General features: G+C 36.9%; 31 protein-coding genes and 1 riboswitch. Of the genes, 22 read left to right on the top strand and 9 right to left on the bottom strand.

The window, feature by feature from the left end:
• Positions 1-41 precede the first annotated feature (41 nt).
• From CUC15_RS13670 to CUC15_RS13640, 7 genes are all read left to right on the top strand, one after another.
• On the top strand, positions 42-653 hold the full coding sequence (locus CUC15_RS13670; RefSeq protein WP_114917190.1) for a DedA family protein: 612 nt from the start codon (positions 42-44) through the stop codon (positions 651-653).
• Positions 654-888: 235 nt separating this feature from the next.
• Entirely contained in the window at positions 889-1,242 is a 354-nt protein-coding gene (locus tag CUC15_RS13665) for a lmo0954 family membrane protein (RefSeq protein ID WP_114917189.1), read from the top strand.
• A 20-nt stretch (positions 1,243-1,262) separates the two neighbouring features.
• Positions 1,263-1,898, top strand: coding sequence for a PspA/IM30 family protein (locus CUC15_RS13660; RefSeq protein WP_114917188.1), 636 nt, complete (start codon positions 1,263-1,265; stop codon positions 1,896-1,898).
• Between the two features lie 92 nt (positions 1,899-1,990).
• Entirely contained in the window at positions 1,991-2,719 is a 729-nt protein-coding gene (gene liaF, locus CUC15_RS13655; RefSeq protein ID WP_114917187.1) for a cell wall-active antibiotics response protein LiaF, read from the top strand.
• The gene (locus CUC15_RS13650) at positions 2,716-3,768 is read left to right on the top strand and encodes a sensor histidine kinase (RefSeq protein ID WP_114917186.1); all 1,053 of its coding nucleotides are present in this window, start codon (positions 2,716-2,718) and stop codon (positions 3,766-3,768) included. Before liaF ends, CUC15_RS13650 begins: the two co-directional genes overlap by 4 nt.
• Positions 3,761-4,393: a response regulator gene (locus CUC15_RS13645; protein ID WP_114917185.1), complete on the top strand. Its 633-nt coding sequence runs from the start codon at positions 3,761-3,763 to the stop codon at positions 4,391-4,393. Before CUC15_RS13650 ends, CUC15_RS13645 begins: the two co-directional genes overlap by 8 nt.
• Positions 4,394-4,686: 293 nt before the next feature.
• The gene (locus CUC15_RS13640) at positions 4,687-5,976 is read left to right on the top strand and encodes a C40 family peptidase (RefSeq protein ID WP_114917184.1); all 1,290 of its coding nucleotides are present in this window, start codon (positions 4,687-4,689) and stop codon (positions 5,974-5,976) included.
• A 156-nt stretch (positions 5,977-6,132) separates the two neighbouring features.
• On the opposite strand, the gene CUC15_RS13635 is transcribed toward CUC15_RS13640, so the two are convergent.
• A complete protein-coding gene (locus CUC15_RS13635) occupies positions 6,133-6,720 on the bottom strand; it encodes a YitT family protein (RefSeq protein ID WP_114917183.1) in 588 nt (195 codons plus the stop codon).
• 295 nt (positions 6,721-7,015) lie between these two features.
• On the opposite strand from CUC15_RS13635, the gene CUC15_RS13630 reads away from it, so the two are divergent.
• From CUC15_RS13630 to CUC15_RS13620, 3 genes are all read left to right on the top strand, one after another.
• Entirely contained in the window at positions 7,016-8,311 is a 1,296-nt protein-coding gene (locus CUC15_RS13630) for a hemolysin family protein (RefSeq protein WP_114917182.1), read from the top strand.
• Positions 8,312-8,540: 229 nt separating this feature from the next.
• Entirely contained in the window at positions 8,541-8,915 is a 375-nt protein-coding gene (locus CUC15_RS13625) for a GNAT family N-acetyltransferase (RefSeq protein ID WP_114918461.1), read from the top strand.
• Positions 8,916-9,043: 128 nt separating this feature from the next.
• Positions 9,044-9,490: a GNAT family N-acetyltransferase gene (locus tag CUC15_RS13620; protein ID WP_114917181.1), complete on the top strand. Its 447-nt coding sequence runs from the start codon at positions 9,044-9,046 to the stop codon at positions 9,488-9,490.
• A 103-nt stretch (positions 9,491-9,593) separates the two neighbouring features.
• Here CUC15_RS13620 and CUC15_RS13615 read toward each other — a convergent pair whose 3' ends face one another.
• The 8 genes from CUC15_RS13615 to CUC15_RS13585 all read right to left on the bottom strand — a co-directional run bounded on the left by CUC15_RS13615 (position 9,594) and on the right by CUC15_RS13585 (position 13,958).
• The gene (locus tag CUC15_RS13615; protein ID WP_114917180.1) at positions 9,594-10,079 is read right to left on the bottom strand and encodes an SH3 domain-containing protein; all 486 of its coding nucleotides are present in this window, start codon (positions 10,077-10,079) and stop codon (positions 9,594-9,596) included.
• Positions 10,080-10,187: 108 nt separating this feature from the next.
• The gene (gene crcB / locus CUC15_RS13610; RefSeq protein ID WP_114917179.1) at positions 10,188-10,532 is read right to left on the bottom strand and encodes a fluoride efflux transporter CrcB; all 345 of its coding nucleotides are present in this window, start codon (positions 10,530-10,532) and stop codon (positions 10,188-10,190) included.
• Positions 10,529-10,771: a fluoride efflux transporter FluC gene (locus CUC15_RS13605; RefSeq protein ID WP_341457211.1), complete on the bottom strand. Its 243-nt coding sequence runs from the start codon at positions 10,769-10,771 to the stop codon at positions 10,529-10,531. The genes crcB and CUC15_RS13605 overlap by 4 nt, the downstream gene beginning before the upstream one ends.
• Entirely contained in the window at positions 10,749-10,910 is a 162-nt protein-coding gene (locus tag CUC15_RS20505; protein ID WP_242986025.1) for a CrcB family protein, read from the bottom strand. Before CUC15_RS20505 ends, CUC15_RS13605 begins: the two co-directional genes overlap by 23 nt.
• A complete protein-coding gene (locus CUC15_RS13600; RefSeq protein ID WP_114917178.1) occupies positions 10,907-11,320 on the bottom strand; it encodes a Fur family transcriptional regulator in 414 nt (137 codons plus the stop codon). The genes CUC15_RS20505 and CUC15_RS13600 overlap by 4 nt, the downstream gene beginning before the upstream one ends.
• Complete coding sequence (locus CUC15_RS13595) at positions 11,320-12,165, bottom strand: metal ABC transporter permease (RefSeq protein ID WP_114917177.1); 846 nt, start codon at positions 12,163-12,165, stop codon at positions 11,320-11,322. The genes CUC15_RS13600 and CUC15_RS13595 overlap by 1 nt, the downstream gene beginning before the upstream one ends.
• Before the next feature lie 16 nt (positions 12,166-12,181).
• Positions 12,182-12,937, bottom strand: a complete 756-nt coding sequence (locus CUC15_RS13590; RefSeq protein WP_114917176.1) for a metal ABC transporter ATP-binding protein — start codon at positions 12,935-12,937, stop codon at positions 12,182-12,184.
• Between the two features lie 67 nt (positions 12,938-13,004).
• Positions 13,005-13,958 (bottom strand): metal ABC transporter solute-binding protein, Zn/Mn family, encoded by a 954-nt coding sequence (locus tag CUC15_RS13585; protein ID WP_114917175.1) that lies wholly within the window; start codon positions 13,956-13,958, stop codon positions 13,005-13,007.
• A gap of 200 nt (positions 13,959-14,158) precedes the next feature.
• On the opposite strand from CUC15_RS13585, the gene CUC15_RS13580 reads away from it, so the two are divergent.
• From CUC15_RS13580 to sufC, 12 genes are all read left to right on the top strand, one after another.
• Positions 14,159-16,546 (top strand): 3-hydroxyacyl-CoA dehydrogenase/enoyl-CoA hydratase family protein, encoded by a 2,388-nt coding sequence (locus CUC15_RS13580; protein ID WP_114917174.1) that lies wholly within the window; start codon positions 14,159-14,161, stop codon positions 16,544-16,546.
• Between the two features lie 146 nt (positions 16,547-16,692).
• Positions 16,693-17,868, top strand: coding sequence for an acetyl-CoA C-acetyltransferase (locus CUC15_RS13575; RefSeq protein ID WP_114917173.1), 1,176 nt, complete (start codon positions 16,693-16,695; stop codon positions 17,866-17,868).
• Positions 17,869-17,893: 25 nt separating this feature from the next.
• Positions 17,894-19,678, top strand: a complete 1,785-nt coding sequence (locus tag CUC15_RS13570; RefSeq protein WP_114917172.1) for an acyl-CoA dehydrogenase family protein — start codon at positions 17,894-17,896, stop codon at positions 19,676-19,678.
• A gap of 451 nt (positions 19,679-20,129) precedes the next feature.
• Complete coding sequence (locus CUC15_RS13565; RefSeq protein ID WP_114917171.1) at positions 20,130-20,486, top strand: arsenate reductase family protein; 357 nt, start codon at positions 20,130-20,132, stop codon at positions 20,484-20,486.
• Positions 20,487-20,575: 89 nt separating this feature from the next.
• Entirely contained in the window at positions 20,576-20,959 is a 384-nt protein-coding gene (gene gcvH, locus CUC15_RS13560) for a glycine cleavage system protein GcvH (RefSeq protein ID WP_114917170.1), read from the top strand.
• Positions 20,960-21,065: 106 nt separating this feature from the next.
• Positions 21,066-21,431, top strand: coding sequence for a toprim domain-containing protein (locus CUC15_RS13555; RefSeq protein WP_205317606.1), 366 nt, complete (start codon positions 21,066-21,068; stop codon positions 21,429-21,431).
• An 18-nt stretch (positions 21,432-21,449) separates the two neighbouring features.
• On the top strand, positions 21,450-21,764 hold the full coding sequence (locus CUC15_RS13550) for a thioredoxin family protein (RefSeq protein WP_114917169.1): 315 nt from the start codon (positions 21,450-21,452) through the stop codon (positions 21,762-21,764).
• A gap of 82 nt (positions 21,765-21,846) precedes the next feature.
• Positions 21,847-21,957: riboswitch (SAM riboswitch) on the top strand.
• A 220-nt stretch (positions 21,958-22,177) separates the two neighbouring features.
• A complete protein-coding gene (locus tag CUC15_RS13545; RefSeq protein ID WP_114917168.1) occupies positions 22,178-23,209 on the top strand; it encodes a methionine ABC transporter ATP-binding protein in 1,032 nt (343 codons plus the stop codon).
• On the top strand, positions 23,199-23,867 hold the full coding sequence (locus CUC15_RS13540; protein ID WP_114917167.1) for a methionine ABC transporter permease: 669 nt from the start codon (positions 23,199-23,201) through the stop codon (positions 23,865-23,867). Before CUC15_RS13545 ends, CUC15_RS13540 begins: the two co-directional genes overlap by 11 nt.
• Positions 23,868-23,935: 68 nt before the next feature.
• Complete coding sequence (locus CUC15_RS13535; RefSeq protein WP_114917166.1) at positions 23,936-24,784, top strand: MetQ/NlpA family ABC transporter substrate-binding protein; 849 nt, start codon at positions 23,936-23,938, stop codon at positions 24,782-24,784.
• Positions 24,785-24,955: 171 nt separating this feature from the next.
• Positions 24,956-25,153, top strand: coding sequence for a YuzK family famiily protein (locus CUC15_RS20110; protein WP_162800238.1), 198 nt, complete (start codon positions 24,956-24,958; stop codon positions 25,151-25,153).
• 341 nt (positions 25,154-25,494) lie between these two features.
• Positions 25,495-26,286, top strand: a complete 792-nt coding sequence (gene sufC / locus CUC15_RS13530) for a Fe-S cluster assembly ATPase SufC (RefSeq protein ID WP_114917165.1) — start codon at positions 25,495-25,497, stop codon at positions 26,284-26,286.
• Positions 26,287-26,294 lie beyond the last annotated feature (8 nt).

Here is a 26,294-nt window from a genome sequence, read left to right as displayed (position 1 = left end):
CTTATACTGGACAAACTACATATTTACACATGGAGGTCAGCATGCAAGCTTGGGTAACAGATATTATGGAGCAGTTTGGCTATCTTGGGATATTCCTAATGATGGCACTAGAAAATGTATTTCCACCAATACCATCTGAAATCGTTCTTCCGTTCGGTGGGTTCATGACCACAAATTCAGATCTTACTGTTTTTGGTGTTATTATTGCCGCAACTGCTGGTTCAATTTTAGGAGCAATCATACTTTATGGAATTGGTTTGATGATTGACGTAGAAACTTTGGAAAAAATCGTTGATCGTTGGGGACATATCTTGCGTATTAAAAAAGAAGATATCCATAAAGCAGATGCATGGTTCGATAAATACGGTTATTGGACAGTCCTTTTTTGCAGGATGGTTCCGTTAATCAGAAGCTTGATATCCATTCCTGCTGGGATGTCGAATATGAAATTTGGACTCTTCCTTTTGTTCACGACAATTGGAACGGTAATTTGGAACATCATCTTAATTTATGCGGGAGTATTGCTTGGTGCAAACTGGGAGAACATTCTCGGATTTATGGATGTATATTCCAATATTGCTTATATAGCCATCGCAATCGCGGGTATTATCTTCCTCGTACTGTATATAAGAAAGTTAAGAAATCGGAAATAAGGGCTGACCTAAGTGGTCGCCCTTTTTTTTCGTTTTATGGTGCCTGACACTCCCCAAATAATGTCGATTACTAGCCTAGTTGCCACTAAAACCAACTTCTATTAACTAACACTCCTACATCAGTTTTATCTCGCTATACGCCCTAAGTCCTAGCAGAAAATATTTCTTAAGCTCATTATTCAAAATCATTCTACACGGTAAGATTAAATCAAGATAAAGAAAGGAGGCAGATGAAATGAGAAAATTTCTGTTGTTTATTGGAGGGTTAGTTGCCCTAGTCGTATTACTTGCAAATCTAGGACCGATGGTTTTACTAGGCCTCAGCGTTTGGTTACTTTATATTATTTTTAAAAAATTTGTAAAAACAGATTCCGTGGCAGCTAAGATAGGTTGGGTAATCGTAGCGCTTATCATATTAAGTATCGGAATTTCAAATGTGTTTTCCGTTATCGGCGTAGCGGCTGCAGTTGCCCTTTACTACATCGTTAAGAATTGGAACAAGGAAGACAATGACCCAGTAGTGCATGTTGTTGAAGATGATGATCCATTTACAAATTTTGAACGCCAATGGGCAGATTTAAATAACTAATTTAAAAGGAGAGAATTTTAATGACTAACATTTTTACACGTATGAGAAATTCAATCGAGGCTGACCTTCACAATATGCTTGATAAGAAGGAACAAAAGAATCCGATTGCAGCATTAAATCAATATTTGCGTCAAAGTGAACAAGAGAAGGAAAAGGTTCGTAAACTAATTGATCGTCAGTACAAACTGAAAGATGAATTTACTAAGGAATACATGAAAGCACAGGATCTTGCAGACAAACGCTTGAAACAAGCTGCAATTGCAGAAAAAGCAGGAGAAGCTGACATGCATGCATTTGCACTGAAGGAATATGAGGAGTACCAAGCGCGTGCAGACCGAATGAAGACTTCACGCGCGGAAGCAACAGAACAATTAGATTCACTTGAGCAGAAATACGAGGAAATGAAGCATCGCTTGAAAGACATGCATTTACGACGGATGGAATTAATGGGGCGCGAAAACATTGCACATGCGAATCATCAAATCAACCGAGTGGTAGAAGAAGTTTCGGATAAGCCTTTCTCGAAATTTGCAGAAATGGAAAGATATATTGAGGGATTGGAATATAAAGTAAATAGTGCATACTATAAGAGCACGTTTGATAGTAAAATTGCAAAGCTTGAAAAAGAGTTGAGCGAGCAAGAAAAAGCTAACTAATTCATAGTGCAGCAAAAAGGAAAACCATGATATACTACTGTACAGGCGCTTATTGTGTCTGTACTTATTACATACTAGAGGAGGATCACTTCATGTTCAAACGACTTACTACAGACACCTTTAATTGGATATTGATAATTGGAGTGGTTCTCTTTATTTTCGAAATTGCTTTCTTTTATGGTGGAAGCATTGTTTCAGCTTTATTTTCTGGATTGTTTTTATATATTGGCTGGAAATATTTCAATAAATTATGGGGGAAAATATTCTTTTGGCTCTCCCTTGTTAGCCTAGTATTCGCTGTATTCAATTTGCTTGCGGTCAGGTTTCTTATTATTGCATCCATCGTTTTATTTATCATTAATTATTCTAAAACAAAAAAACATGTAGACCATCTTGAACCGATTCTTCCAGGTGGGGAGATTAGGCAAGAAACACTCATGGAAATGAAGCCATTATTTGATCATAAGATGTTTGATGATCAAAAAACAGAAGAAACAGCATATCAGTGGCGTGATGTGAATATTCATGGTGCATTCGGTGATCGGGTGATTGATTTAAGTAATACAGTGCTACCTAATGATACTGCGGTTATTTCCATTCGTCATATCGTAGGAAATATCGAAATATATGTCCCTTATGAAGTAGAAGTAAGCATTTCACATAGCTCGGTTTTCGGTCGAGTGCATATTTTAGGTAAGCATCACTGGAAGCTAATGAATAAAACCGTTCTGTATCAAACCAAAGACTATGATTCCGCACACCCACGAGTAAAAATTGTGACCTCATTATTTTCTGGTGATCTTGAGGTGAAGCGCGTATGAATACGATTATCAGACATATTATTACAGCGGTTATTTGTAGCTTGCTTCTAGCAGTAATGTTAATTGGGTTAACATTTATCGCTTTTTCTTTAGAAGTCCCATATGGCTGGTCTATCCTTTGGCAACAGCGAATTGGTGACGTTTCTTATATTTTAACAACGATAGGAATTGTTATCGCATTCGGAACAATTATAGGAATTTCTACTGGATGGTATTGGAAAGAGCGTCTATACCAAATTGATCGTAAACTAGATGATCTTGTCAAAGGACAAAAGCTAGCAGCAGATGATGAATCCTATAAAGAGCTTGATAGTATTCAAGAGCGGATGTACCAGATTCAAGAAAAATTCAGAAATCAAACTGAACATGCACAGCGACTTGCGACTGAGCGTGCACGTGAAAGAGAAGTTAGTTTACAGGAAATAGTTGTACAGGAAAGGAATCGTCTGGCACGAGAATTACATGATTCAGTAAGTCAACAATTATTTGCTGCATCAATGATGATGTCAGCAATTAATGAAATGAATCCGCCAAAAGACGAGAAATTCAAACAACAATTACAAATGGTAGAAAAAATGATTCATCAATCCCAGCTGGAAATGCGAGCTCTACTCCTGCATTTACGTCCTGTTGCGTTAAAAGGCAAGTCACTCAAGCAAGGTGTAGAGGAGTTATTATTAGAACTTACACAAAAAGTGCCGATGGAAATTGATGCAAAGGTTGAGGAATTTCGTGTTGATAAAGGGGTTGAGGATCAGCTTTTCCGTATCTTACAGGAGTCCTTATCCAACACATTAAGACATGCAAAAGCAACGCTGTTACAAGTCCTATTAATTGAGCGGGATGAAACAGTAATATTGCGGGTTGAAGATAATGGGATTGGCTTTAATTTAGAACAGGTGAAAACAAGCTCATACGGCATGCAAAATATGCGAGAGCGTGCATATGAGGTTGGTGGAACATTTAAAGTTATTAGCGTTCCGAACGAAGGCACAAGATTAGAAGTGAAGGTTCCTGTATTGCTGAAGGAGGAAGAGAGCGATGATTAGAGTTTTATTTGTAGATGATCATGAGATGGTTCGGATTGGTGTATCGGCCTATCTATCTGCACAGCCTGATATTGAAATTATAGCAGAGGCTGACGATGGAGCCCCAGCAGTAGCGCTAGCTTTGGAATTGAAACCAGACATTATCTTGATGGACTTAGTAATGAAAGAAATGGACGGGATTGAAGCAACGAGAAAGATTATTGAGCAATGGCCAGACGCGAAAATTATAATTGTCACTAGTTTTCTTGATGATGACAAGGTTTATCCAGCCCTTGAAGCTGGTGCAACGAGTTATATGTTGAAGACGTCAAAAGCAGAAGAGATTGCGAAGGCTATTCGTGCAACGTATGGCGGTCAGTCTATTTTGGAACCAGAAGTAACAGGGAAAATTATGACGAAAATGCGGGCAAAGCCAGAAGTGAATTTACACGATCAATTGACAGAACGAGAAATGGAAATCTTATTATTAATGACCCAAGGAAACTCCAATCAAGAAATTGCTGATCAACTCTATATTGCATTGAAAACGGTAAAAGTGCATGTAAGTAATGTATTAGGCAAGCTAGAAGTACAAGATCGAACACAGGCTGTAATATATGCATTTAAACATAATCTTGTAAAATAAATGTAATAAAATGATTATAAAACAAGTGAATTAAATAAAGTTGTAGACAGTAAACTGCTCATTCTCTTAAGAGAATGAGCAGTTTTTAAATTATAAAGGGGAAAAATGTCGCTTTTGAAATATAACTGTAATATATCTATAATATTCGTGTCATTTTCAGGTGCTATAATGCATCTTATGTAGATAGAGATACTTATAAAATAGAGAGATCACATAACTGCAAATAAAAACAGAGTGAATACATACATAGAGCGTTTTGCGGTAATGTAATTAGGGAAGCGAGGAAATTAAAATTGAACAAAGTATTGATTACAGTAACCGCAGCAGCTGTGGTTGGTATTGGCAGTTCCTTTTTTGGGGCACAAACTACTCATGCTGAAACCATAGGTGAATTAGAAGCAAAACAAACGCAAATTCAAGACGATCGTAATGAACTAAAAGCTAATCTGTCGGATGCAGAAGCAGATATTGCAGATGTCTTGATTGAACTTGAAGAATTAAATAAAGAAATTATAAAGGTCAATGATGCATTAAAAGAAAATAATAATATGATTAGTCAAACTGGTACTGATATGAAAGCGAAGGAATCCGAAGTTGAAAAACTTGAAGAGGAAATCTTAGAGTTAGAAGCTGCAATTGAAAAACGTTTTGATATTCTAAAAGAACGTGCAATTTCCTACCAAAAATCAGGTGGCAATATCAGCTATTTAGAAGTAATCTTTGGTTCACAGACTTTCGGGGACTTTTTAAGCCGTGTATCAGCAGTAAATAAAATTGCTGAATCTGACGCAGCATTAATGGAAAAACAAGAAAGCGATAAGAAAGAAGTAGAAGAAAAGCAGAACACTGTATTAGATAAACTAGAAGAATTAAATAGCTTAAAAGTAGAGCTAGAAGGTATGCAAGCTGTAATTGAAGAGCAAAAAAAAGACAACGAAGATAAGAAAGCTCAATTAAAAAATAAAGAAACTGAGTTAGCTACAATGGTAGCTGATCTTAAAATAAAAGATAGTAATCTAGCTTCACTAGAAGCTGAAGTGAAACAAACTATTGAAACTGCTACACAACCAGCAGTAGTAGTTGCAACTCAACCTAAGGTTAATAAAGAATCAGCAAACCAAACAGAAGAGAGTCAAACTAAAGAAAAATCTACTACGAAACAAGAAACAAACAAAACAAACAAAACAAACGATACACCGTCACGTTCAACAGGTGGTGGAAATATTGATATAGCAATCAACGCTGGATTTGCTCACCTTGGCACGCCATATGTATGGGGTGGTAAGGGACCAGGCGGCTTTGACTGTTCCGGATTTGTATCATGGGCATTTGCACAAGCAGGAATTTCAATTCCATCAAGTACTGCAGCTCTACAAAGCACAGGAACTAAAGTTTCAGCAAGTAACATGCAACCGGGAGATATCGTATTCTTTGATACGTATAAAACAAACGGTCATGTAGGCATCTACCTTGGTGGCGGTAAATTTATCGGATCACAAAATTCTGGATTAGGTGTAGCAGATATGACATCTGGTTATTGGAAAGATGTTTTCTCAGGTCATGTACGTAGTGTAGTAAGATAATAGTTTAAGAGAAAGAGCATCCATCAAGATGATGGATGCTCTTTTTCACTGATACGCTGGTTTAAATATTTCTCATAATCTCTAAAGGCAAAATAGGCCACAGTCAATCATAACTTAAGCGAAAGTAGTTTGCGACTATACAGGCTCTGTTTAATATTAATTGCTACGACTGCTCGGGAATTTCTTTAACAATAAATATGTAGTGCAATCAATCGTAAGAACCATAATACAGGAATAGAAAAAGGTTACTTCTGGTATGACAAACCAGCCAATTAATAAGACGAAACAATCAATGATAAAGATGAATATTCCAGGGTTAATTTTTGTTATGTTGGATACGATTAATGCTAATAGATCTGTACCGCCTGTACTAATTTTGTTCATTAACATAATGCCAATCCCTGTACCAATAAATAATCCAGCAATAAGTGCACTAATTAATATTGGCATTGCTCCTGTATTCCATAACGAAATAAAATGAAAAAAGTCGATTAGCAGTGACGAGATAAGCAATCCGTGAATTCCATTATAAAAATAATTTCTATTACTAAAAAAGGCGAGAATATATAATGGAATACTTATTAAAATAATAGCTAATCCTGGTTGAATTCCAAATGTATAATTTAGAATTAATCCGATCCCGATTATTCCTCCATCAAGCAGATGGTATGGAATAACAAAATAATTTACACCAATGGCAATACAGAGACTTCCGACGATAATTGATACGGCTTTTCTTAGCACAGCATACCCACCTTGTCCAAACCGACTACCTGTATCTTTAATTTTCCTTGTATTATAATCTTATGATAATGAAATAATTGTAGACTTATTTTTATCTGTATAATATAATTTAGTTTAAGAAAGTAGGTGATTCCATGGGAAGGTGAAATTATATGGACAATTCAATAAACGTTCACTTATATATTTTTTACCCGAGATGTTGAATCATTTATTTATAAGTCCGTGTTTATTATCCAGAATATTCAGATAAAACCAGGAGGTGAATTCCTTGTATCATATGATGCAAGGGACTTAATTGGACATAGCGACCCTATGGAATTTAATAGCAGTCGCCATACTGTTAATGTTTACGGCTTTTTTTGTTATGGCAGAATTTGCAATCGTTAAGGTGCGAAGTACACAGCTTGAACCTCATATTGAAAATGGTAATAAAAGAGCAGTATATGCGAAGCAAGTGGTGACCCATCTTGACGAATATCTATCAGCTTGTCAATTAGGAATAACGATTACTGCACTCGGTATTGGTCGATTGGCCGAACCTACATTTGAGAAAATGCTTCATCCTCTTATAGGACAATTGCCGATAAGTGGTGCATTAATAACGACATTTTCAATTGCTATCTCGTTCTTGTTTGCAACTTTTCTTCATGTTGTTGTAGGGGAGCTTGCCCCAAAGACATTAGCGATTCAAAAGGCCGAGCAAGTGACACTTTGGACAGCAAGACCATTAATGTGGTTCTATCGACTGTTATACCCGTTTATTTGGCTATTAAATGGTTCAGCAAGGCTCCTAACACGTGCTTTTGGTTTAAACCCGATGGCAGGCCATGAGGAATCACATAGTGAAGAAGAATTACGCTTAATCTTGGCTGACAGTTATGAAAATGGTGAAATCAATCAATCAGAAATGATGTATGTAAACAATATTTTTGAATTTGATGAGAGAGTAACAAGAGAAATAATGGTTCCACGTACCGAAATTGTTTGCTTTTATTTAGAAGATAGTTTTGATGTGAACATTGATATTACTCGTACAGGCCAATTTACAAGATATCCAGTTGCGGATGAAGATAAGGATAATATTATTGGTTTAGTAAATTTAAAAGAAATATTTACTGCACAAATTGATGATGATAAACCACTCACAATTGAGAAATTCATTCGTCCAATAATTCATGTATCGGAAGCAACCCCTATCAAAGAGCTTTTGCTTAAGATGCAGAAAGATCGTATTCATATGGCAATTGTCAACGATGAATACGGAGGAACTGCAGGGCTTGTAACTGTTGAAGATATTTTAGAAGAAATCGTTGGAGAAATACAGGATGAATTTGATGTCAATGAAATTCCGATGATTGATATCGTTGATGAGGAAACAACCGTAGTTTCTGGTAAATTACAATTAGACGAGGTAAATGAACGATTAGGCATTACGATCGAGGATGAAGAAGTGGATACAATCGGTGGCTGGGTGTTTACGAATAACCTGGACGCAAAAGAAGGTACAACAATTGATCACGAAGGATACCAGTTCATTATTGATGAGATGGAAGGCTATCAAATTAAAAAGGTTAAAATTGTGAAAGCCTAAATATCGGCTATAAAGGCAATCCCAAAATGGGGTTGCCTTCTTTTAAAATATAGACGATTATTATTAATATCCGCTGAGTAAGTCGTAGTATGAAACGGTATAAACTACAACATTATGAGATATAAATAAAAATCGATAAACTTCAAACGAAAGAAGTGATCATGCATTGGGCCATTCATCAATAAAAGAACTTGAAACAGAAGGAGAAATACTTGAGGCATTTTCTATCATGAAGCAGTTACGTATGCATCTCGATGTGAATACATATCTTGATTTAGTAAATGAGGCTAGGGAAAAGGATAATTATCATATGTTTGTCTTAATTGATGAAAATGAAATTGTTGCAGTAACTGGATTTAAGCCAATGATTACACTCTACTATGGCAGATTTGTATGGGTTTGTGATTTGGTTACAGATGTAAGTAAACGTTCCAAGGGATACGGTGAACAATTGCTTGCATACGTCCATCAATGGGCAAAAGAACATAATTATGATAGTGTTGCGCTATCATCGGGCTTACAAAGAAAAGATGCGCATCATTTTTATGAAAATAAAATGAACTATGAAAAAGTAAGCTATGTCTTTAAAAAGCCACTGGTATAATTATTGCGGTACTGAAGTAAGAACTAGCCAGTTTTTTAATATTACTTTATAAAACAATAATGTGAATTCGAGTATATGTTTTGCGCTGATTTAGTATAAGAGGGCATTACAAAGTGGAGTGATAAGAAGTGAAATATCGTAAAGCAAATATTAATGATATTGATAAATTGATTGACTTAAGGAAAAGGCAATTAGTGGATGAGGGGATAGAACCTAATATAGACATCAATTCGGAGCTAAATGTATTCTTTCATAACAAACTAAGTGATGGCTCTTTAATTCAGTTGATAGTTGAAGATAATGAAGATATTATTGCCTGTGGTGCAATCATCTATTATGAATTTCCGCCTACTTATACCAATAAAAGTGGTAAAAAGGCTTATATTACTAACATGTTTACTAAAGAGGATTACCGTGGGCAGGGGATAGCTACGAAGTTATTGACTAAATTAGTCGATGAAGCCAAGGATTCAGGTATTTCAAAAATATGGCTTGGTGCTTCAAAGTTAGGTAGACCAGTATATAAAAAGTTTGGTTTTGTAGAAACTGAGGAATGGTTGGAATTAAATATATAAGATAATGAAACGATATACTTGAACAAGCGAATTTCTGGTGCCTAGTTCACTCTCTTTAAAGAAAAAAAGAGAAATCACAATCTGATTTCTCTTTTGCTTGTATCTATTCTGATTCTTCTGGATCTAAAAATTTGTCTTTCACATAACCCGTAAATTCATCTGTCGTCACTTTTACAAAACCATCCGGATTATTTATATTCTCAACTTCTACTTCCTGATTCTTCGTCACATAACCCACTATTTTAGATTCTAAGTCTGGTTCACTCCGAACAGTTAATAAATCAAGATTAACGTATTGGATGGAAGGGGTAGTCGTGTCAGTATCTTCTTCGCCTTCATTTTCTGCTTGTTCATCTTCCTCATTCACAGTATCCTCATCGTTGTTTTCCTTTTTTTCCTTTTGCTCATTTGCTGTGGATTCTGCTTTCCCACTGTCTTTCGAGCTCGCTGTATCGGTTGCAACTGGATCAGTGCCCGATGCTGAGAAGTCGGGATTATTGAAGTTATGCTGCATGAACGCAACAAATACAATAAATGCTAATGCGATAATTGTTAAAATGAAAATATAAAGACCTTTATGTTTTTTCATATCAAATCTCCTAATTTATGTTATCTAACAATATATTATACACGAAAGTTGTAGAAAATTAAATTGTTGTTTGTAATTTATCGAATAATGTAGAAAACATAACTACATTCAAAGGATTTTCATGATGAAGTATACGATGATAAGAGCAGTTATTACAGTACTTAGACTATAGAAAATGGCTGTTCCATATTTTTTATCTAGAAATAAATTCAATGTTTCATTTCCGAATGTAGAGAATGTCGTGTATGCACCACAAAATCCGACACCGACAAGAAGCCAAAGCCACTCCGGTGTTGTTCCAGCTATGTGGAAATGCAAAAGGAATCCCAAGGTAATCGATCCAGTTATATTAGCAATCCATGTACCAATTAATCGTTTTTCTGTTTTTATAGAAATATAATAGCGAGTAATACTTCCGAAAAATCCACCTAAAGCTACAAGCAAAATATTCATCTGGAAACCTGCCTTCTAGTTGCTGTCATGTATCCTAAGAAGCAGCAAATTAGTCCGCCAAGTACGCTGATCAAAATATAGGTAATTGCTAAGCCGAGACTAGAAGTTGCTAATTGAATGGTCTCTACTGCAAAAGTAGAGAATGTTGTAAATGATCCAATGATCCCTACCGTTATTGCAGTAAAGAGTTCAGATGAAAAATTTTTCTTAATTACATCATGATTCATTAAAAAGCTCAGAAAAAAGCAGCCAATTAAATTGACTGTAAGTGTTGCGTAGGAATCCCGTATTGCCACTAAAGAGGACAGAAATATAATAACGGCCGATTGCACCAATCATTCCACCTACAGCAACGGCCAAATATACTTTTATATTCATGCCCCTTTGCAACCTGGACAGAGTCCATAGATTTCAAATTTATGTCCTTCAATTTCATAGTTTGAAAGGGTACCTAGCAATTCATCCATCGGGCATACATCAATTTCTTTTGTTTTTCCACATTCATTACAAATAAAATGATGATGGTGGTGATGGGTGCAGTTCATCCTGAATAGCTTCTCGCCATTTAGTTCCGTTGATTCTAGAATTCCGACTTCATGGTATAAATGTAAATTACGATAGATTGTATCAAAGCTAATGCCGTCATAGCTTTCTTCTAAATGACTAATTAAGTCCTTCGCAGTCCGGTAGCCATCTGCTTCATTGAAATAAGATAAAATATCCTTTCTTCTACCAGTTGCTTTATATCCTTTGCTCTTTAAGAGATCGATAGCTTCTTCTATATTCATTAAGCTTCACGCACCTTTTTAAATAAGTTAACCTTCTTAATCCCGATGGTAAGTAATAAAATTACAATGGCGACCATTACAATTGTACCGCCTGGTGGGATACTCAAATAATAGCCAGAGATTAATCCGATAATAACTGCTAGTTCCCCAAATATAATAGAAAGGAACATCATTTGCTTAAATCCTTTTGCGATTCGCATAGCTGCTGCAACAGGCAAAGTCATTAAAGCGGAAACCAATAAAACTCCAACAATTTGTATCGATGACCCTATAACAAGTGCAGTTAAAATAATAAACAATAAATGGATTCGTTTTGCATGAATACCCGAAATTGACGCATATTCTTCATCGAAGGAGAGGGTAAAGAGCTCCTTGTAAAATAGTGTAATGACAAGAATTACAAATATGGAAATCCCAAGGATCATAAAAAAATCACTTTGGCTTACTGCGGAAACAGACCCAAATAAATAATTAAGTAAATCGGTATTAAATCCATCGGCAATAGAAATGAAAATGATACTCAGACCAACACCAGCTGACATGATAATTGGGATCGCGATTTCTTGGTATGCTTTGTATACGCCACGTAGCTTTTCAATTAAAACGGAGCCTACTACGGAAAATGCAAGTCCGCTTAATAGTGGATTGAATACAATCGCGAATAATTTCTCAAGCATTAGTCCGAAAGCAATCCCACCTAATGTTACATGGGAAAGTGCATCCGCAATTAAAGATAGCCGTCTAACAACAATAAATGTACCTAGTAATGGCGCAATGATGCCAATTAGTATCCCTGTTATAAATGTATACCTTAAAAAATCATATTGTAAAATATCTGCTAGCATAGTCGTTCCTCCAACATTAGTGATTGTGGGTGACAATATTTAACGCGTGTCCGTAAATATTGGATAAATCATATTCAGACAGGGATGTGAATTCCTCAGATTTCCCATGGAAATGTAAGGTTTTATTTAAACAAACGATGTCTGTCGCATGCTCTGTCATCGTACCTGTGTCATGTGTGACAAGTAGTAAAGAGATATTCCGTTTATCATGTAATTGATGCAGTAAATCATAAAACCGTTTTACATTCTCGCTATCAATTCCAACAGTAGGCTCATCCAAAATTAGCAATTCTGGATCGTTAACAAGCGATCTTGCAATAAAAATTCGTTGCTGTTGACCACCTGACAGGTCGCCAATATTTCGATAAGCATAATCGAGCATGTCTACTTGCTCAATTGCTTGAAGAATTTTTGCTTTATGCTTCTGATTGAAAAATTTAAAGTAGCCTACTTTCGCTGTCAGACCTGTTGAAACAACCTCAAATACGGTGGCAGGGAAGCCACGATTAAATGCATTGGCTTTTTGCGAGACAAAACCAATTTTATTTCTATCCTTAAATTTATCCATCTGCTCACCGAAAAGCTTAATGGAGCCTTCATCTGGTTTTAGCAAGCCTAAGATGAGTTTAATTAATGTCGTTTTCCCTCCACCATTCGGTCCGATTAATCCCATGAAAGATCCTTGTGGGATTTCTAAGTTAATCTGGTCTAACACTGTTTTACTATCGTATGCATAACTAATATTTTCCATCGAGATAATTGGTTCTTTCATTATTTCACCTCTTAAAAGTAAGTACCTACATCCGTTTGAAAGAGGTAGGTACGAGATTGAATGTTCATTATTTAGTAGCTTGATCCAGAATATTTAAATTATAAGTCATTAAAGAAAGATAGTCCTCATCATTTGCAATATCTTCATCGGTTAAAATAGATAAATTGTGGATGGTTAACATTTCAGCACCTATTTCATTTTGAATAACTTCCGATACACGATTTGAGGTGTTTTGTTCAAAAAGAATATAATCAAGATTGTATTCTTTTGCCTGATCAATGATTTCTGTTAATTCCTTCTGAGATGGTTCACTGCCAGAGGATATTCCGTTAACCGATATTTGTTCAATACCATAACGCTCTTCCCAATATCCAAATGCAGCATGGGAAACTAAGATTTTTTTGTTCTCTTTTGGTTCAAGCGTTTCGGTAAATTGTTGATCCAATTGGAGCATGCTTTCTTTTAATCCAGCAAAATTCTCTGTATAGACTGCTTCCTCATCAGGATTCAAAGTAATAAGTTCATCTTTAATAATTTCAGCAATTTCTATCATTCGTAATGGATCAATCCATATATGGGGGTCTTGGTCGCCATGATCGTGCCCATCTTCATGATCGTGCTCACTTTCATGGTCGTGTTCAGCAGTACCTGATGAGCTGAAAAGTTCTTCATGTGCACCAATTTCGATCAATGATACATCCTGTTTTTCTAAAGCCTCTGCAGTAGCCTCAGCGAAGCTTTCCATACCGGCACCTAAATAAATAAAGGCATCACTCTTAGCAATGTCCGTCATTTCCTTTGAAGTGGGCTCATAAGTATGTGCATCTGCGCCTGGGGGATAAACGGACTCTGCTGTAAGGCTATCCCCGCCAATTTGTTCGAGGATATACTGAATCGGGTAAATCGTTGTATAGACTATTAAATTATCATTGCTGGACTTGGCATCGTCACTTGCTGACGTACAACCGGCAGCAATCAAACCAATAATTAGAAATGGTATTAATTTGTATGAAAGTTTCATATATTGTCCCCGTTCTTCCTGTAATTAACTAACTATAAATAGTATCATATCGTAATCATTCCGATATGTAAATAGGAATGATTACGTTTATAATCAAAATTCAATTAAATTTATTGCGAAATATCTGATATTGATTTATAGTAGGAACTAGAACAATATGAATGACCATTCATTCAACAATGGATTGGGGGATTGTAATAATGAAGCAATCGATCATGCGTGCAGCTGTTTTAGGTTCGGGTGTAATGGGTTCGGGAATTGCTGCCCATTTAGCAAATGTAGGCATACAAGTATTGATGCTTGATATCGTACCGGAAACATTGACAGATGCAGAACAACAAAAAGGACTGACATTGGAAGATAGCGCCGTGAGGAACAGGGTCGCGGCTACAAGTAAGCAATTATTGCTAAAGCAAAAACCATCACCAATAACTTCTAAGAAGAGTTTAGAACTTATTACCGTGGGAAATTTTGAAGATGATATGGAAAAAATAGCTGATGTGGATTGGGTAATTGAGGTTGTTACGGAGAAGTTAGAAATTAAGAAGCAGGTTTTTAAAAACGTAGAAAAGCATCGCCAAAAAGGAACAATTATAAGCTCCAATACTTCTGGCATCTCAGTAGAGCAAATGGTAGAGGATTGCTCTGACGAATTTAAGAAGCATTTCCTTGGTACACATTTCTTTAATCCACCACGATACTTAAAATTATTGGAAGTTATTCCAACGAGGTATACGAGCCCAGAGATCATAGCATTTATGAAAACCTTTGGTGAGGATGTTCTTGGAAAAGGTGTTGTTATTGCTAAAGATACTCCTAATTTTATTGCGAACCGAATTGGTACGTATGGACTGCTTGTTACCGTAAGAGAAATGTTAAGAGGGGGCTATAGTGTTGGTGAGGTTGACTCTGTAACTGGGCCCTTAATTGGGCGTCCAAAAAGTGCGACGTTCCGCACGCTGGATGTCGTAGGTTTAGATACCTTTATACATGTAGCAAACAATGTTTATGATCATGTAGAAGGTGAAGAGCAGGATGTCTTCGAAATTCCAGCGTTTATGAAGGAAATGAATGACAGAGGCTGGCTCGGTTCGAAAAGTGGTAAAGGATTCTATCAGAAAGAAGCTGGTGTCATTTATGAATTAAACCCAGAGACATTAGAATATGAAGAGCGGAAATCACTTTCAACAGCAGCAACTGAGCTGGCTAAGCAAGAAAAAGGATCACACCGCAAATTGAAAGCGCTTATAAAAGCGGAAGGTGACCGTGCGGGTAACTTCATCTGGTCAATCACTAAACCTGTGCTCATCTATTCTGCTGAATTACTTGGTGAAATTGCCGATAACATTCCAGCAATTGACAGGGCAATGAAATGGGGATTCGGCTGGGAGGCAGGTCCGTTTGAAATATGGGATCAGATTGGAGTTAGAATATCAGTTGCTAGAATGCAAGCGGAAGGGCTAACCATCCCGAATTGGGTGCTGCATTTTCTAGAAGATGGTAACGAAACCTTTTACAAACAAGAAAACGGCAAAATCAGTTATTACGATACTGGTGAATTTAAAAAACAAGAACTTAATAAGAAAGTGATTAACCTGCAGCTTTTAAAACAAGCAAATCCTGTTATTAAACAAAATAGTGGTGCAAGTTTAGTAGATTTAGGTGATGGTGTTGCTCTTTTAGAGTTCCATTCGAAAAGCAATGCAATCGGTCTTGATATTATTCAAATGGTAAATTATGCAATCGATGAGGTAGCTAATAATTATGAAGGTCTGGTAATCGGTAACCAAGGAAAAAACTTCTGTATCGGTGCGAACCTAGCGCTAATGTTAATGGAAGCGCAGGATGATAACTTCGATGAATTAGACATGGTTATTCGCGGTTTCCAAAGCATGGCCATGAATATTAAATATGCCGTAAAGCCGGTAGTCACTGCACCATTTAATATGACCCTTGGAGGCGGCGCAGAGGTTACCTTGCCAGCCGCAGCAATTCAAGCATCTTCAGAAACGTATATTGGACTCGTTGAATTTGGCGTTGGCCTAATTCCTGGTGGGGGCGGAACAAAAGAGCTCTACTTAAAGGAACTTCGAAATTTGCCAAAAGATGTACATTTTGACTTAACGAAGGTCGCAAATAATGTGTTTGAAAAAGTTGCTACGGCTAAGGTCTCGACTTCTGCTGCGGAAGCTTTTGAGAGCGGATTCTTAGGAGCGGGTGACAGTGTTACTGCAAACCCTGACCATTTATTACATGATGCAAAAGAAAAAGTATTGGGGCTTGCTAGAACAGGGTATCGTGCTCCCCTTCCAGAGAAAATCCCAGTAGTCGGCGACGCGGGATATGCAGCAATGCTTATGGGCGCGAAAACATTAAGATATGGTGGATATGCATCCGATCATGATGTGAAAATTGCGGAAAAACTTGCTTACGTTCTCTCAGGCGGGCGAATGAAAGAAGGTACGTTACTCGACGAACAAGTGATGTTGGATCTTGAACGAGAGGCATTCTTAAGTCTGATTGGTGAACCACTTACCCAAGCAAGAATGCAACATATGTTGCTAAAAGGAAAGGCATTGAGAAATTAACAAAAGGAAATGCCCCTGTTTAGTGACATGCGGTGGTGAGGGAAGTCTCGCTATGCGATGGAGCTGGACGTGGCTATTGCTGCCATAGGAATAGTAAGGGGATTATTATTTTATCTTAACATTCTAAGGATGAGGGGGAGAGAATATTGAAAGAAGCAGTTATTGTATCTGGTGCCAGAACCCCTGTAGGAAAGGCACATAAGGGATCTTTAGCGAATTATCGACCGGATGATTCAGCCGCATTAACGATTAGGGAAACGTTAAAACGTGCTGGGGACTATGACGGCAAAATTGATGATGTGATAATTGGTTGTGCAAACCCTGAAGCGGAGCAGGGAATGAATATGGCAAGAAATATTGCAGCACTTGCAGGCCTTGCGATAGATGTTCCTGGGATAACCATTAATCGTTACTGTTCATCTGGTTTACAATCGATTGCCTTTGCGGCAGAAAGGATAATGATTGGAGCAGGTGAGGCCATTATTGCGGGTGGTGCAGAATCAATGAGTATGATTCCAATGGGAGGCCATGTAATTAAACCGAACCCGAAGCTTGTGCAAGATGCGCCAGGCTATTATATGGGAATGGGACATACGGCGGAAGAAGTTGCGAATCGTTTTAATATTTCACGAACAGATCAGGACGCATTTGCAGTGCAAAGCCATGAACGAGCAGCAAAGGCAATAAAGGCAGGAAAATTTACGGATGAAATTATTCCAGTAGAAGTTACGGAAAGAGTAATTGCTAAAAATAATCGTATCGAAGAAAAATCGTCCATTTTCAAAATGGATGAAGGAGTTCGAGCAGGAACAACGGCAGAAATTTTAGCAAAGCTTCGGCCCGCATTTTCGATGAATGGAACAGTAACTGCTGGAAATGCATCACAAATGAGTGATGGTGCAGCTTCCGTTCTTGTGATGGAACGCGAAAGGGCAGAGGCGGAAGGACTTGCTCCAATTGTTAAATTTAGATCTTTTGCAGTTGCAGGCGTGGAGCCGGAAATAATGGGAGTCGGACCTGTTGCAGCAATTCCAAAAGCATTGAAGCTTGCAGGTCTTGAACTTGGGGATATTGGTTTGTTTGAATTAAATGAAGCATTTGCATCTCAAGCTCTAAGGGTAATTCAAGCGCTTGATTTAGATCCGGCTATCGTTAACGTAAATGGCGGTGCTATCGCACTTGGACACCCACTTGGATGTACAGGAACAAAGCTAACTTTAACATTGATCCATGAAATGAAACGAAGAAATATTCAATTCGGTGTTGTTACGATGTGTATTGGCGGAGGAATGGGGGCAGCTGGAGTGTTTGAATTACTTTAAAAAATGACAAAGGGGAAGATTTGAGATGAGTGAAACGAGAGAAAAGCTTTTTAAAGGGGCAACTTTTTTAGTAGAAGATTTGACTGCTGATGATATTATTACACCAGAAGATTTTACGGAAGAACAGAAGATGATTGCCAAGACGACTGAGGATTTTATTGTTGGCGAGGTATTACCGAAAGTCGAGAATCTGGAAAAACAGGAATTCGAGCATTCGGTAGCCTTACTAAAAAAAGCGGGTGAACTGGGACTATTAGGTGCAGATGTTCCTGAGGAATATGGCGGACTTGGTCTAGACAAAATAAGCTCCGCTTTAATTACAGAAAAATTTTCGCTTGCTGGTGGTTTTTCAATTACTCATGGTGCACATGTAGGGATCGGTTCCCTGCCAATTGTATTCTTTGGAAATGATAATCAGAAGAAGCAGTATTTGCCGAAGCTTGCGACAGGAGAATTGATTGCTGCTTATGCACTTACTGAATCGAGTTCAGGATCTGATGCTTTAGGTGCCAAAACCACAGCAGTATTAAATGAAGCGGGAACCCATTATATTCTAAATGGTGAAAAACAATTTATAACGAACTCAGCATTCGCAGATGTTTTTATTGTTTATGGAAAAATTGATGGCGAGCATTTCTCAACTTTTATCGTTGAACGTGATTATCCAGGGGTATCCACTGGTCCTGAAGAAAAGAAAATGGGAATTAAAAGCTCTTCCACTCGTACTTTAATTTTAGACAATGCAGAAATACCTGTAGAAAATCTTCTTGGTGAAAAGGGTCGAGGCCATATTATTGCCTTTAACATCCTAAATGTCGGCCGCTATAAACTGGCGATTGGGGCAGTTGGTGGTGCAAAACGCGCATTAGAGTTAGCAGCGAATTATTCTAACGAGAGGAAGCAATTCGGGACATCATTATCCAGTTTCTCGCTAATACAGGAGAAATTGGCAACGATGGCATCGAAAATTTATGCTAACGAAAGTGCTGCTTACAGAACTGTTGGTCTCATGGAGCAACGAATGAGTCTGCTATCAGAGGATCAATTAATGGATGGTAGAGAGGTAGCTGCTGCGATTGCCGAATACCAAATTGAATGCTCTATGAATAAATATATGGCAACGGAAATGCTTGATTATACTGTAGATGAAGCAGTGCAAATTCATGGCGGAAATGGATTTATTCAAGAATATGAAGTAGAAAGAATCTATCGTGACTCGAGGATTAATCGGATATTTGAAGGAACAAATGAAATCAACCGCTTGCTAGTACCGGGAACAATTTTGAAGAAAGCAATGAAAGGTGAACTTCCATTGCTTCAAAAAGCACAAACCTTACAGGAAGAAATGGTAATGAAAATGCCCGAAGAAGTTGGTGATGGAACATTAGAGCAGGAGAAATATCTATTAAGAAACGCGAAGAAGCTGGTCCTTTTTGCTGCAAGCCTTGCTGCTAAGAAATACATGCAAAGGATTGAGAAGGAGCAAGAGGTATTGGTAAACATTGCTGACATGGTGTCCGAGGTCTATAATATCGAGTCAGCAATACTAAGGACGGAGAAAGCTATTAATAAAACAGGTGAAGAAAAGAATAAACAAAAAATCCTTTATACGGAGGTATATGTTCAAGAAGCATTTAACCGTATGGAGGCTGATGCAAAAGAGACCCTGATTACGATCGAAGAAGGAGATACACTCCGTATGCTGCTTTCCTCGTTACGAAAATTAACAAGACATACACCAATTAATGTTGTCGCTAAAAAAAGGGAGATCGCTGCTAAGTTAATTGAGAAAGAGGAATATGTCTTGTAAAGCAGAATTTATATTAAGGGAAAGAATAATACAACTCCCATGCTTCGTATTAATAAAGCATGGGGATTTTTTATAGATCTATCTTTATTTTTGGGTTATTTACTAAATGCACACTCTTTTAGTAGGAACAATGGACATTCGATATAAACTGTTAGCTAGAAAAAATTGTTATTTCAAATCTGGATGGGGGTTCTATTAGATTCTTCATTTCTTACGCTAAATCACTTACTATCATTAGTAGGTTTGTCATTTCCAGTTACTGCAATATCCCCAGCGGAAGAAATACACGAAGATTCCTGCGAGAAGGCTCACCAGCTCCGGTGGAAAGCGTAGTGTATTTCTGGAGCGACTGATCTGAGAGTCCTTGGCACATTATTAAGCAATACGAGATGCAAGTAGCTAAAAATTTGCTATAATGAGAGTAATTTTATTATAGATAGGAGGTAATGATATGGGCTTAACATTTTATTGGTTGCCTCAATGTGGTACATGTAAGCAGGCTAAAAAGTGGTTTGATCAACATAATATCGATTATAAAGAAATACATATCGTCGAAGAGACGCCATCAAAAGAAGCGATTCTCGAACTTATTAAAAATAGCGGCTTACCGGCTAAGAAATTTTTCAATACAAGCGGAATGAAGTATCGTGAAATGAATATGAAGGACAAAATTAAAGATGCAAGTATAGAAGAAATGGCAGCATATTTAGCTTCTGATGGCATGCTGATTAAACGTCCGATTGTTACGGATGGTGAAAAGGTGACAGTTGGATTCAAAGTAGATTCATTTGAAGAAACCTGGGGCTAAATAAGTGAATGAAAATCTTTTCCCAAGGGCTAGTAATATATGACGTAACATTGTATAGTTAAATAGAATGAACTAACGGAGGGATTAGGATGAACTTACCAGAAGAATTATTATATTCAAAAGACCACGAATGGATTAAAAAAGAAGGAAACAATGTTCGTATTGGTATTACAGAATTTGCACAAGATGAGCTAGGAGATATTGTGTTTATTGAATTACCAGAGGTAGATGATGAGGTTTCTGGTGATGAGCCTTTCGGAAGTGTGGAATCTGTTAAGACTGTTTCCGAATTATATGCTCCAGTTGGTGGGAAAGTAGTGGAAGTAAACGAAGACTTAGAAGATAATCCGGAATATGTAAATGAATCTCCATATGAAAAAGCATGGATGGTTGTAGTTGAACTATCTGATGAATCAGAACTTGATGAATTATTAACAGCTGAACAATACAAAGCTTTCATAGAACAAGACTAAACAAAGGGGCTAACTAACATTAGAAAATAGTGTATAGTTAGCTTTCTTTTTATCATATACTAAATCAACGAAGCGTCTTGCTTACTTATATGGGGAGTGCTGTGCGATGATAACGATGGAGTCAGATAAAATAATCATTGTCGAAGGATTAACCGATAAACGAAAGGTAGAAAAGGTGATTAATGACAATGTTACGATTGTCTGTACAAACGGTACATTGGGTATTGGGCGTTTTGAAGAGTTATTAGATACGTATTGTTTAGATGAGAAAGAAGTATTTATCCTAGTTGATGAAGATAAATCAGGGTTGAAGTTAAGGAAACAGCTTGCCCGTGAATTACCACATGCGGATCATATTTATGTGAGCAGTGAGTATCGCGAGGTTGCGACAACACCTATCCATGTTCTTGCTTCTGCTTTACTTAGCAAGAATTTCCAGGTACATCCGATATTTTTAATGCCGAATTTATAAAATCTAAAGGTGGTTAACTTGCAAAAAGCTACGAATAAGGAATTAGAGAAGGAAAACTATTTATTATATATTTATACGCCATTTTGCGGTACGTGCAGTGTTGCAAGAAGCATGCTGGATAAAATTGAGTCCGTTCATAAGCAGAATATCTTTTACGATATGAACGCATCCTTACATCCGGAATTTATGCAGGAACACAAAATTGAGAGTGTTCCATGCCTCTTAATTAAAGAGGGATATGAAATAAAAGAGAAGGTTTATGCCTTTAAGTCCATTGCAAATATTTATTCATTATTGTTGGAGTATAAGCCTGAATTATTTAATGTCCAGTAAATGTGTTCAGTTGTTAATTGACACAATGAAACTAGCATGCTACTATAGTTTCGTTGTACTAATTAATCAAATATGTAGATAGCTCTTATCTTGAGCGGTGGAGGGACTGGCCCTATGATATCGCGGCAACCTTCAAGCATGGTCTGCTTGAAAGGTGCTAATTCCTGCAAAGCATCGCTTTGACAGATGAGAGAACACGAGACTTTTAATATTAAACGTCCTTCTGTTCTCAATCAGAAGGACGTTTTTTGTTCATTTAGGGAATAATTAAAAATGCAACTATTACTTTTTAACCACCAGATGATAAAATCAACAGTTTTTAGGTGGACGATTAACCGCAGTCCCAATCTTTTAGAAAAGAGTTAAGGTATTGTAGGTTAAAGATGTGTTACGTATTAAGAGGAGGAATCTTATTGATTTCGATCGAAGGATTAAATAAAATATTTAAACAGAACAATAAACAATTGAAAGCCGTTGATAATCTTAACTTAAAGATTAATCAAGGTGAAATATATGGCATTATTGGTTATAGTGGAGCAGGGAAAAGTACGTTTGTCCGTTTAATCAATCGCTTGGAAGAGCCTTCAAGTGGGAAGGTTATAATTGATAAACAAGAAATTACCGCGCTAAAATCAAATGAGCTTCGACTTGCTAGAAGAGAAATAGGGATGATCTTCCAGCATTTTAATCTGCTCTGGTCGCGTACAGTAAAAGAGAACATCGCTTTTCCATTAGAAATAGCAGGTGTCTCCAAGGACGAACGTGAAAAAAGAGTGCAAGAACTAATTGATCTAGTCGGGCTTTCTGGTAGAGAAAATGCATATCCATCCCAGCTGAGTGGTGGGCAAAAGCAGCGAGTTGGTATCGCGCGTGCACTAGCAAATAAACCGAAAGTATTGCTTTGTGATGAAGCAACGTCAGCGCTTGATCCTGAAACAACCAATTCCATCTTAGAACTATTGGTTGATATTAACGCAAAAATGAAATTGACGATCATTTTAATCACACATGAAATGCATGTTATTCGTAAAATTTGCAGTCGTGTGGCGGTAATGGAAAATGGTAAAGTTGTGGAGCAAGGTGATGTCCTGAATGTCTTTCAAAAACCACAACAATCCGTTACAAAGAAATTTGTCGAGCAAGTAATGGGCAATGATGAAGATAATGAAATTATTAATCAGTTAATCACTAATAAGACTTCTGGAAAAATAATTCGTTTGCAATTTATTGGCGAAACAACGAATCAAGCATTAATAAGTGAGGTTTCACGCAAGTTTAACGTTGATTTGAATATATTACAAGGGAAAATTACGCAAACAAAGCATGGTGCATTTGGTACATTATATGTGCAAGTGAATGGTGATAAAGACGTAATCAAGGATGCTTGTCGATTTATTGAAAATGAAACCTCAGTAGAACTGGAGGTTATTGAAAATGCTATCTAATTTATTTCCAAATGTAAAAGCGGAAGATATGATTGAGGCGACCTATGAAACACTTTACATGACACTTTTATCATTAGTTGGAGTCGTGATATTCGGTATATTATTAGGGTTATTGCTTTACTTAACGAATAAGAATGGAATTTGGGAAAATAGATATATTTACCATAGCACTTCAGCAGTTGTGAATTTTTTCCGAGCTGTGCCATTTATTATTTTGATTTTATTACTATTCCCATTTACAGATTTTCTTATTGGCACCGTTCGAGGACCAAACGCCGCTATACCAGCATTAATCATTGGTTCCGCACCGTTTTATGCAAGATTGGTGGAAATCGCATTAGTTGAAGTAGACAAAGGTGTTGTGGAAGCTGCAAAATCAATGGGAGCAAAAACAAAAACGATTATATTCAAAGTATTGCTACCAGAATCAATGCCAGCGCTCATATCTGGTATTACCGTAACGTCAATTGCATTAATTGGATATACAGCAATGGCTGGTTTAATCGGCGCTGGTGGATTAGGAAATCGTGCCCATTATTACGGTTTTATGCGCCGCGATTTTGACGTAGTATTAGCTTGTACGATTATTATTGTAATTATTGTATTTATTTTCCAATTTATCGGAGATATGATCTCCAAACGAATCGATAAACGATAAGGACATGTTATTTAGGATGTAATATCCTTAATAAATATATTAATCAATTAGAAAAGGGGATTTATATTATGAAAAAATATTTAGCTTTAATTGCACTCCTAGCTGTTTTAGTACTAGCAGCCTGTGGAGGAAGTAATTCAAACGAAAATGATTCAGCAGAAACGACTGAAGGTGAAGAAGAAAGTGCTGTACTTAAAGTAGGTGCGTCTAGTACACCGCATGCAGAAATCCTAGAAGAAGCCGCTCCTTTACTTGAAGAAGAGGGCATTACGTTAGAAATTGAACCATACGAAGATTATGTGTTGCCTAATGACGACTTAGCAAATGGTGACTTGGATGCAAACTATTTTCAACATAAACCATTTTTAGAAGAAACTGTAGGAAATACAGGATATGAAATTGAATCTATTGGCGGAGTCCATGTAGAACCAATGGGTGTATATTCTGTAAACATTAAAAGTGTAGATGAAATTCCAGATGGTGCTGAAGTTATCTTAAGTAACTCTGTAGCAGATCATGGACGTATTCTAAAGTTATTTGAAGCAGAAGGTCTGATTACATTAGACGAAAATGCTGAAGAAATTACGCTTGATAGCATTGTAGATAATCCGAAAAACCTGGAGTTTTCACCAGACTATGCACCAGAAATTTTACCAGAGTTATATCTTAATGAAGAAGATGCACTTGTAGTAATTAATACAAACTATGCTATTGGAGCTGAATTAAATCCAGTAGATGATGCGCTCTTTATTGAAGGCGAGGAATCGGACTACGTAAATATAATTGCAGTTCGTTCTGAGGATAAAGAGGATGAATCATTAAATAAACTAGTTGAAGTACTACAGTCTGAAGAAATTGCTAATTTTATTCTGGAAAATTATGATGGTGCAATCGTTCCAGCAGGCGGTACGAAATAATCTTTTATTGCGGATTCGAGAGTATTCTTTAGAAAATAGCCGAAATTAAACGAAATTCCTATATAGTATCAGTCAAACTTGATGAGAGTAAGCGATATTGTACGACATCGCGCCATTTCGATTTTGTCTTGAGAGCCATCTTTATGTTACCATTTTACATGTAGTCAATATTTGAGAGGATGGTTCACTATTAATGGTCTGAGGTACACATCAGAAATGGAAAAAGCAATGCATCATTCACATCATATGAGTTATGCAGAGTATGAACAGAAGTTAGTCAATCGTCTTGAGGTTGAAGAAAGACGAGAAAAGGACTATCATGATTGCAAAGTTTTAGCCGCCGAAGTAAATAGTAACATCCACATGTAAACATTGAACAAAGAAATGCTGATGCTCTTAAAGAGCATCAGCATTTTTGAATAATCAAGGAAATTATGGTATTCTCTCTGGGGAAGAAATCATGCATCTGTTATCAATTAGCTTATTATAATTATCGATTACGCAATAATTTTATACTATATAAGTGATTATATTATATATGAAGGAATAATAAAGAATAAAGGGTTAAAATGCAAGGAAAACCTTTATTTGACGTTATTTGTAAATATGTTGATAATTAATTTGATTTGCTATAAGATTATAATGAGAATAGATTGATAATGGATGTAAAATTCATTTCATAAAATATATTAGTATTTGGAGGTTTTGTAATGGCAGGATCAGTGTTAGAAATTAAGAATCTTCATGTGTCAATTGAGGATAAAGAGATATTAAAGGGTGTAGACCTTACAATAAAGGGTGGAGAATTCCATGCAGTCATGGGACCGAATGGAACTGGTAAGTCAACACTAGCTTCAGCGATTATGGGTCATCCAAAATACGAAATAACAGAAGGAAGCATTACACTTGATGGTGAAGATGTATTGGAAATGGAAGTGGACGAACGTGCACGTGCAGGTCTATTCCTTGCAATGCAATATCCAAGTGAAATTAGCGGTGTAACAACATCTGACTTCTTACGCTCTGCAATTAATGCAAGACGTGAAGAGGGCGACGGAATTCCGTTAATGAAATTTATTAAAGAATTGGATAAAGATCTAGACCTTCTAGATATTGATCAAAACATGGCAACACGCTACTTAAACGAAGGATTCTCTGGTGGGGAAAAGAAACGAAATGAGATACTCCAATTACTGCAAATTAAACCGAACATTGCTATCCTTGATGAAATTGACTCAGGGCTGGATATTGATGCACTTAAGATTGTATCTAAAGGAATTAACAAAATGCGTAGTGAAAGCTTCGGTTGCTTAATGATTACACACTACCAACGCTTGCTTAACTATATTACACCAGATTATGTTCATGTAATGATGCAAGGTCGTGTTGTGAAATCAGGTGGCCCTGAACTAGCAAAACGCTTAGAAGCAGAAGGATATGAATGGATTAAAGAAGAACTAGGTATCGAAGACACAGAAGTATCTGTAGAACAAAATGCGTAAGTGTTAGG

It is taken from the genome of Oceanobacillus zhaokaii (assembly GCF_003352005.1).
Taxonomy (GTDB): Bacteria; Bacillota; Bacilli; order Bacillales; family Amphibacillaceae; genus Oceanobacillus; species Oceanobacillus zhaokaii.
This window is presented reverse-complemented; position numbering and strand designations above follow the sequence as displayed.

Excerpts from the sequence above, each read along its gene's own strand:
- CUC15_RS13670 (WP_114917190.1), top strand. The coding sequence starts at position 42 with ATGCAAGCTTGGGTAACAGATATTATGGAGCAGTTTGGCTATCTTGGG.
- CUC15_RS13665 (WP_114917189.1), top strand. The coding sequence starts at position 889 with ATGAGAAAATTTCTGTTGTTTATTGGAGGGTTAGTTGCCCTAGTCGTA.
- CUC15_RS13660 (WP_114917188.1), top strand. The coding sequence starts at position 1,263 with ATGACTAACATTTTTACACGTATGAGAAATTCAATCGAGGCTGACCTT.
- liaF (WP_114917187.1), top strand. The coding sequence starts at position 1,991 with ATGTTCAAACGACTTACTACAGACACCTTTAATTGGATATTGATAATT.
- CUC15_RS13650 (WP_114917186.1), top strand. The coding sequence starts at position 2,716 with ATGAATACGATTATCAGACATATTATTACAGCGGTTATTTGTAGCTTG.
- CUC15_RS13645 (WP_114917185.1), top strand. The coding sequence starts at position 3,761 with ATGATTAGAGTTTTATTTGTAGATGATCATGAGATGGTTCGGATTGGT.
- CUC15_RS13625 (WP_114918461.1), top strand. The coding sequence starts at position 8,541 with ATGAAGCAGTTACGTATGCATCTCGATGTGAATACATATCTTGATTTA.
- CUC15_RS13615 (WP_114917180.1), bottom strand. The coding sequence starts at position 10,079 with ATGAAAAAACATAAAGGTCTTTATATTTTCATTTTAACAATTATCGCA.
- crcB (WP_114917179.1), bottom strand. The coding sequence starts at position 10,532 with ATGAATATTTTGCTTGTAGCTTTAGGTGGATTTTTCGGAAGTATTACT.
- CUC15_RS20505 (WP_242986025.1), bottom strand. The coding sequence starts at position 10,910 with ATGAATATAAAAGTATATTTGGCCGTTGCTGTAGGTGGAATGATTGGT.
- CUC15_RS13600 (WP_114917178.1), bottom strand. The coding sequence starts at position 11,320 with ATGAATATAGAAGAAGCTATCGATCTCTTAAAGAGCAAAGGATATAAA.
- CUC15_RS13595 (WP_114917177.1), bottom strand. The coding sequence starts at position 12,165 with ATGCTAGCAGATATTTTACAATATGATTTTTTAAGGTATACATTTATA.
- CUC15_RS13590 (WP_114917176.1), bottom strand. The coding sequence starts at position 12,937 with ATGAAAGAACCAATTATCTCGATGGAAAATATTAGTTATGCATACGAT.
- CUC15_RS13585 (WP_114917175.1), bottom strand. The coding sequence starts at position 13,958 with ATGAAACTTTCATACAAATTAATACCATTTCTAATTATTGGTTTGATT.
- CUC15_RS13580 (WP_114917174.1), top strand. The coding sequence starts at position 14,159 with ATGAAGCAATCGATCATGCGTGCAGCTGTTTTAGGTTCGGGTGTAATG.
- CUC15_RS13570 (WP_114917172.1), top strand. The coding sequence starts at position 17,894 with ATGAGTGAAACGAGAGAAAAGCTTTTTAAAGGGGCAACTTTTTTAGTA.
- CUC15_RS13565 (WP_114917171.1), top strand. The coding sequence starts at position 20,130 with ATGGGCTTAACATTTTATTGGTTGCCTCAATGTGGTACATGTAAGCAG.
- gcvH (WP_114917170.1), top strand. The coding sequence starts at position 20,576 with ATGAACTTACCAGAAGAATTATTATATTCAAAAGACCACGAATGGATT.
- CUC15_RS13555 (WP_205317606.1), top strand. The coding sequence starts at position 21,066 with ATGATAACGATGGAGTCAGATAAAATAATCATTGTCGAAGGATTAACC.
- CUC15_RS13540 (WP_114917167.1), top strand. The coding sequence starts at position 23,199 with ATGCTATCTAATTTATTTCCAAATGTAAAAGCGGAAGATATGATTGAG.
- CUC15_RS13535 (WP_114917166.1), top strand. The coding sequence starts at position 23,936 with ATGAAAAAATATTTAGCTTTAATTGCACTCCTAGCTGTTTTAGTACTA.
- sufC (WP_114917165.1), top strand. The coding sequence starts at position 25,495 with ATGGCAGGATCAGTGTTAGAAATTAAGAATCTTCATGTGTCAATTGAG.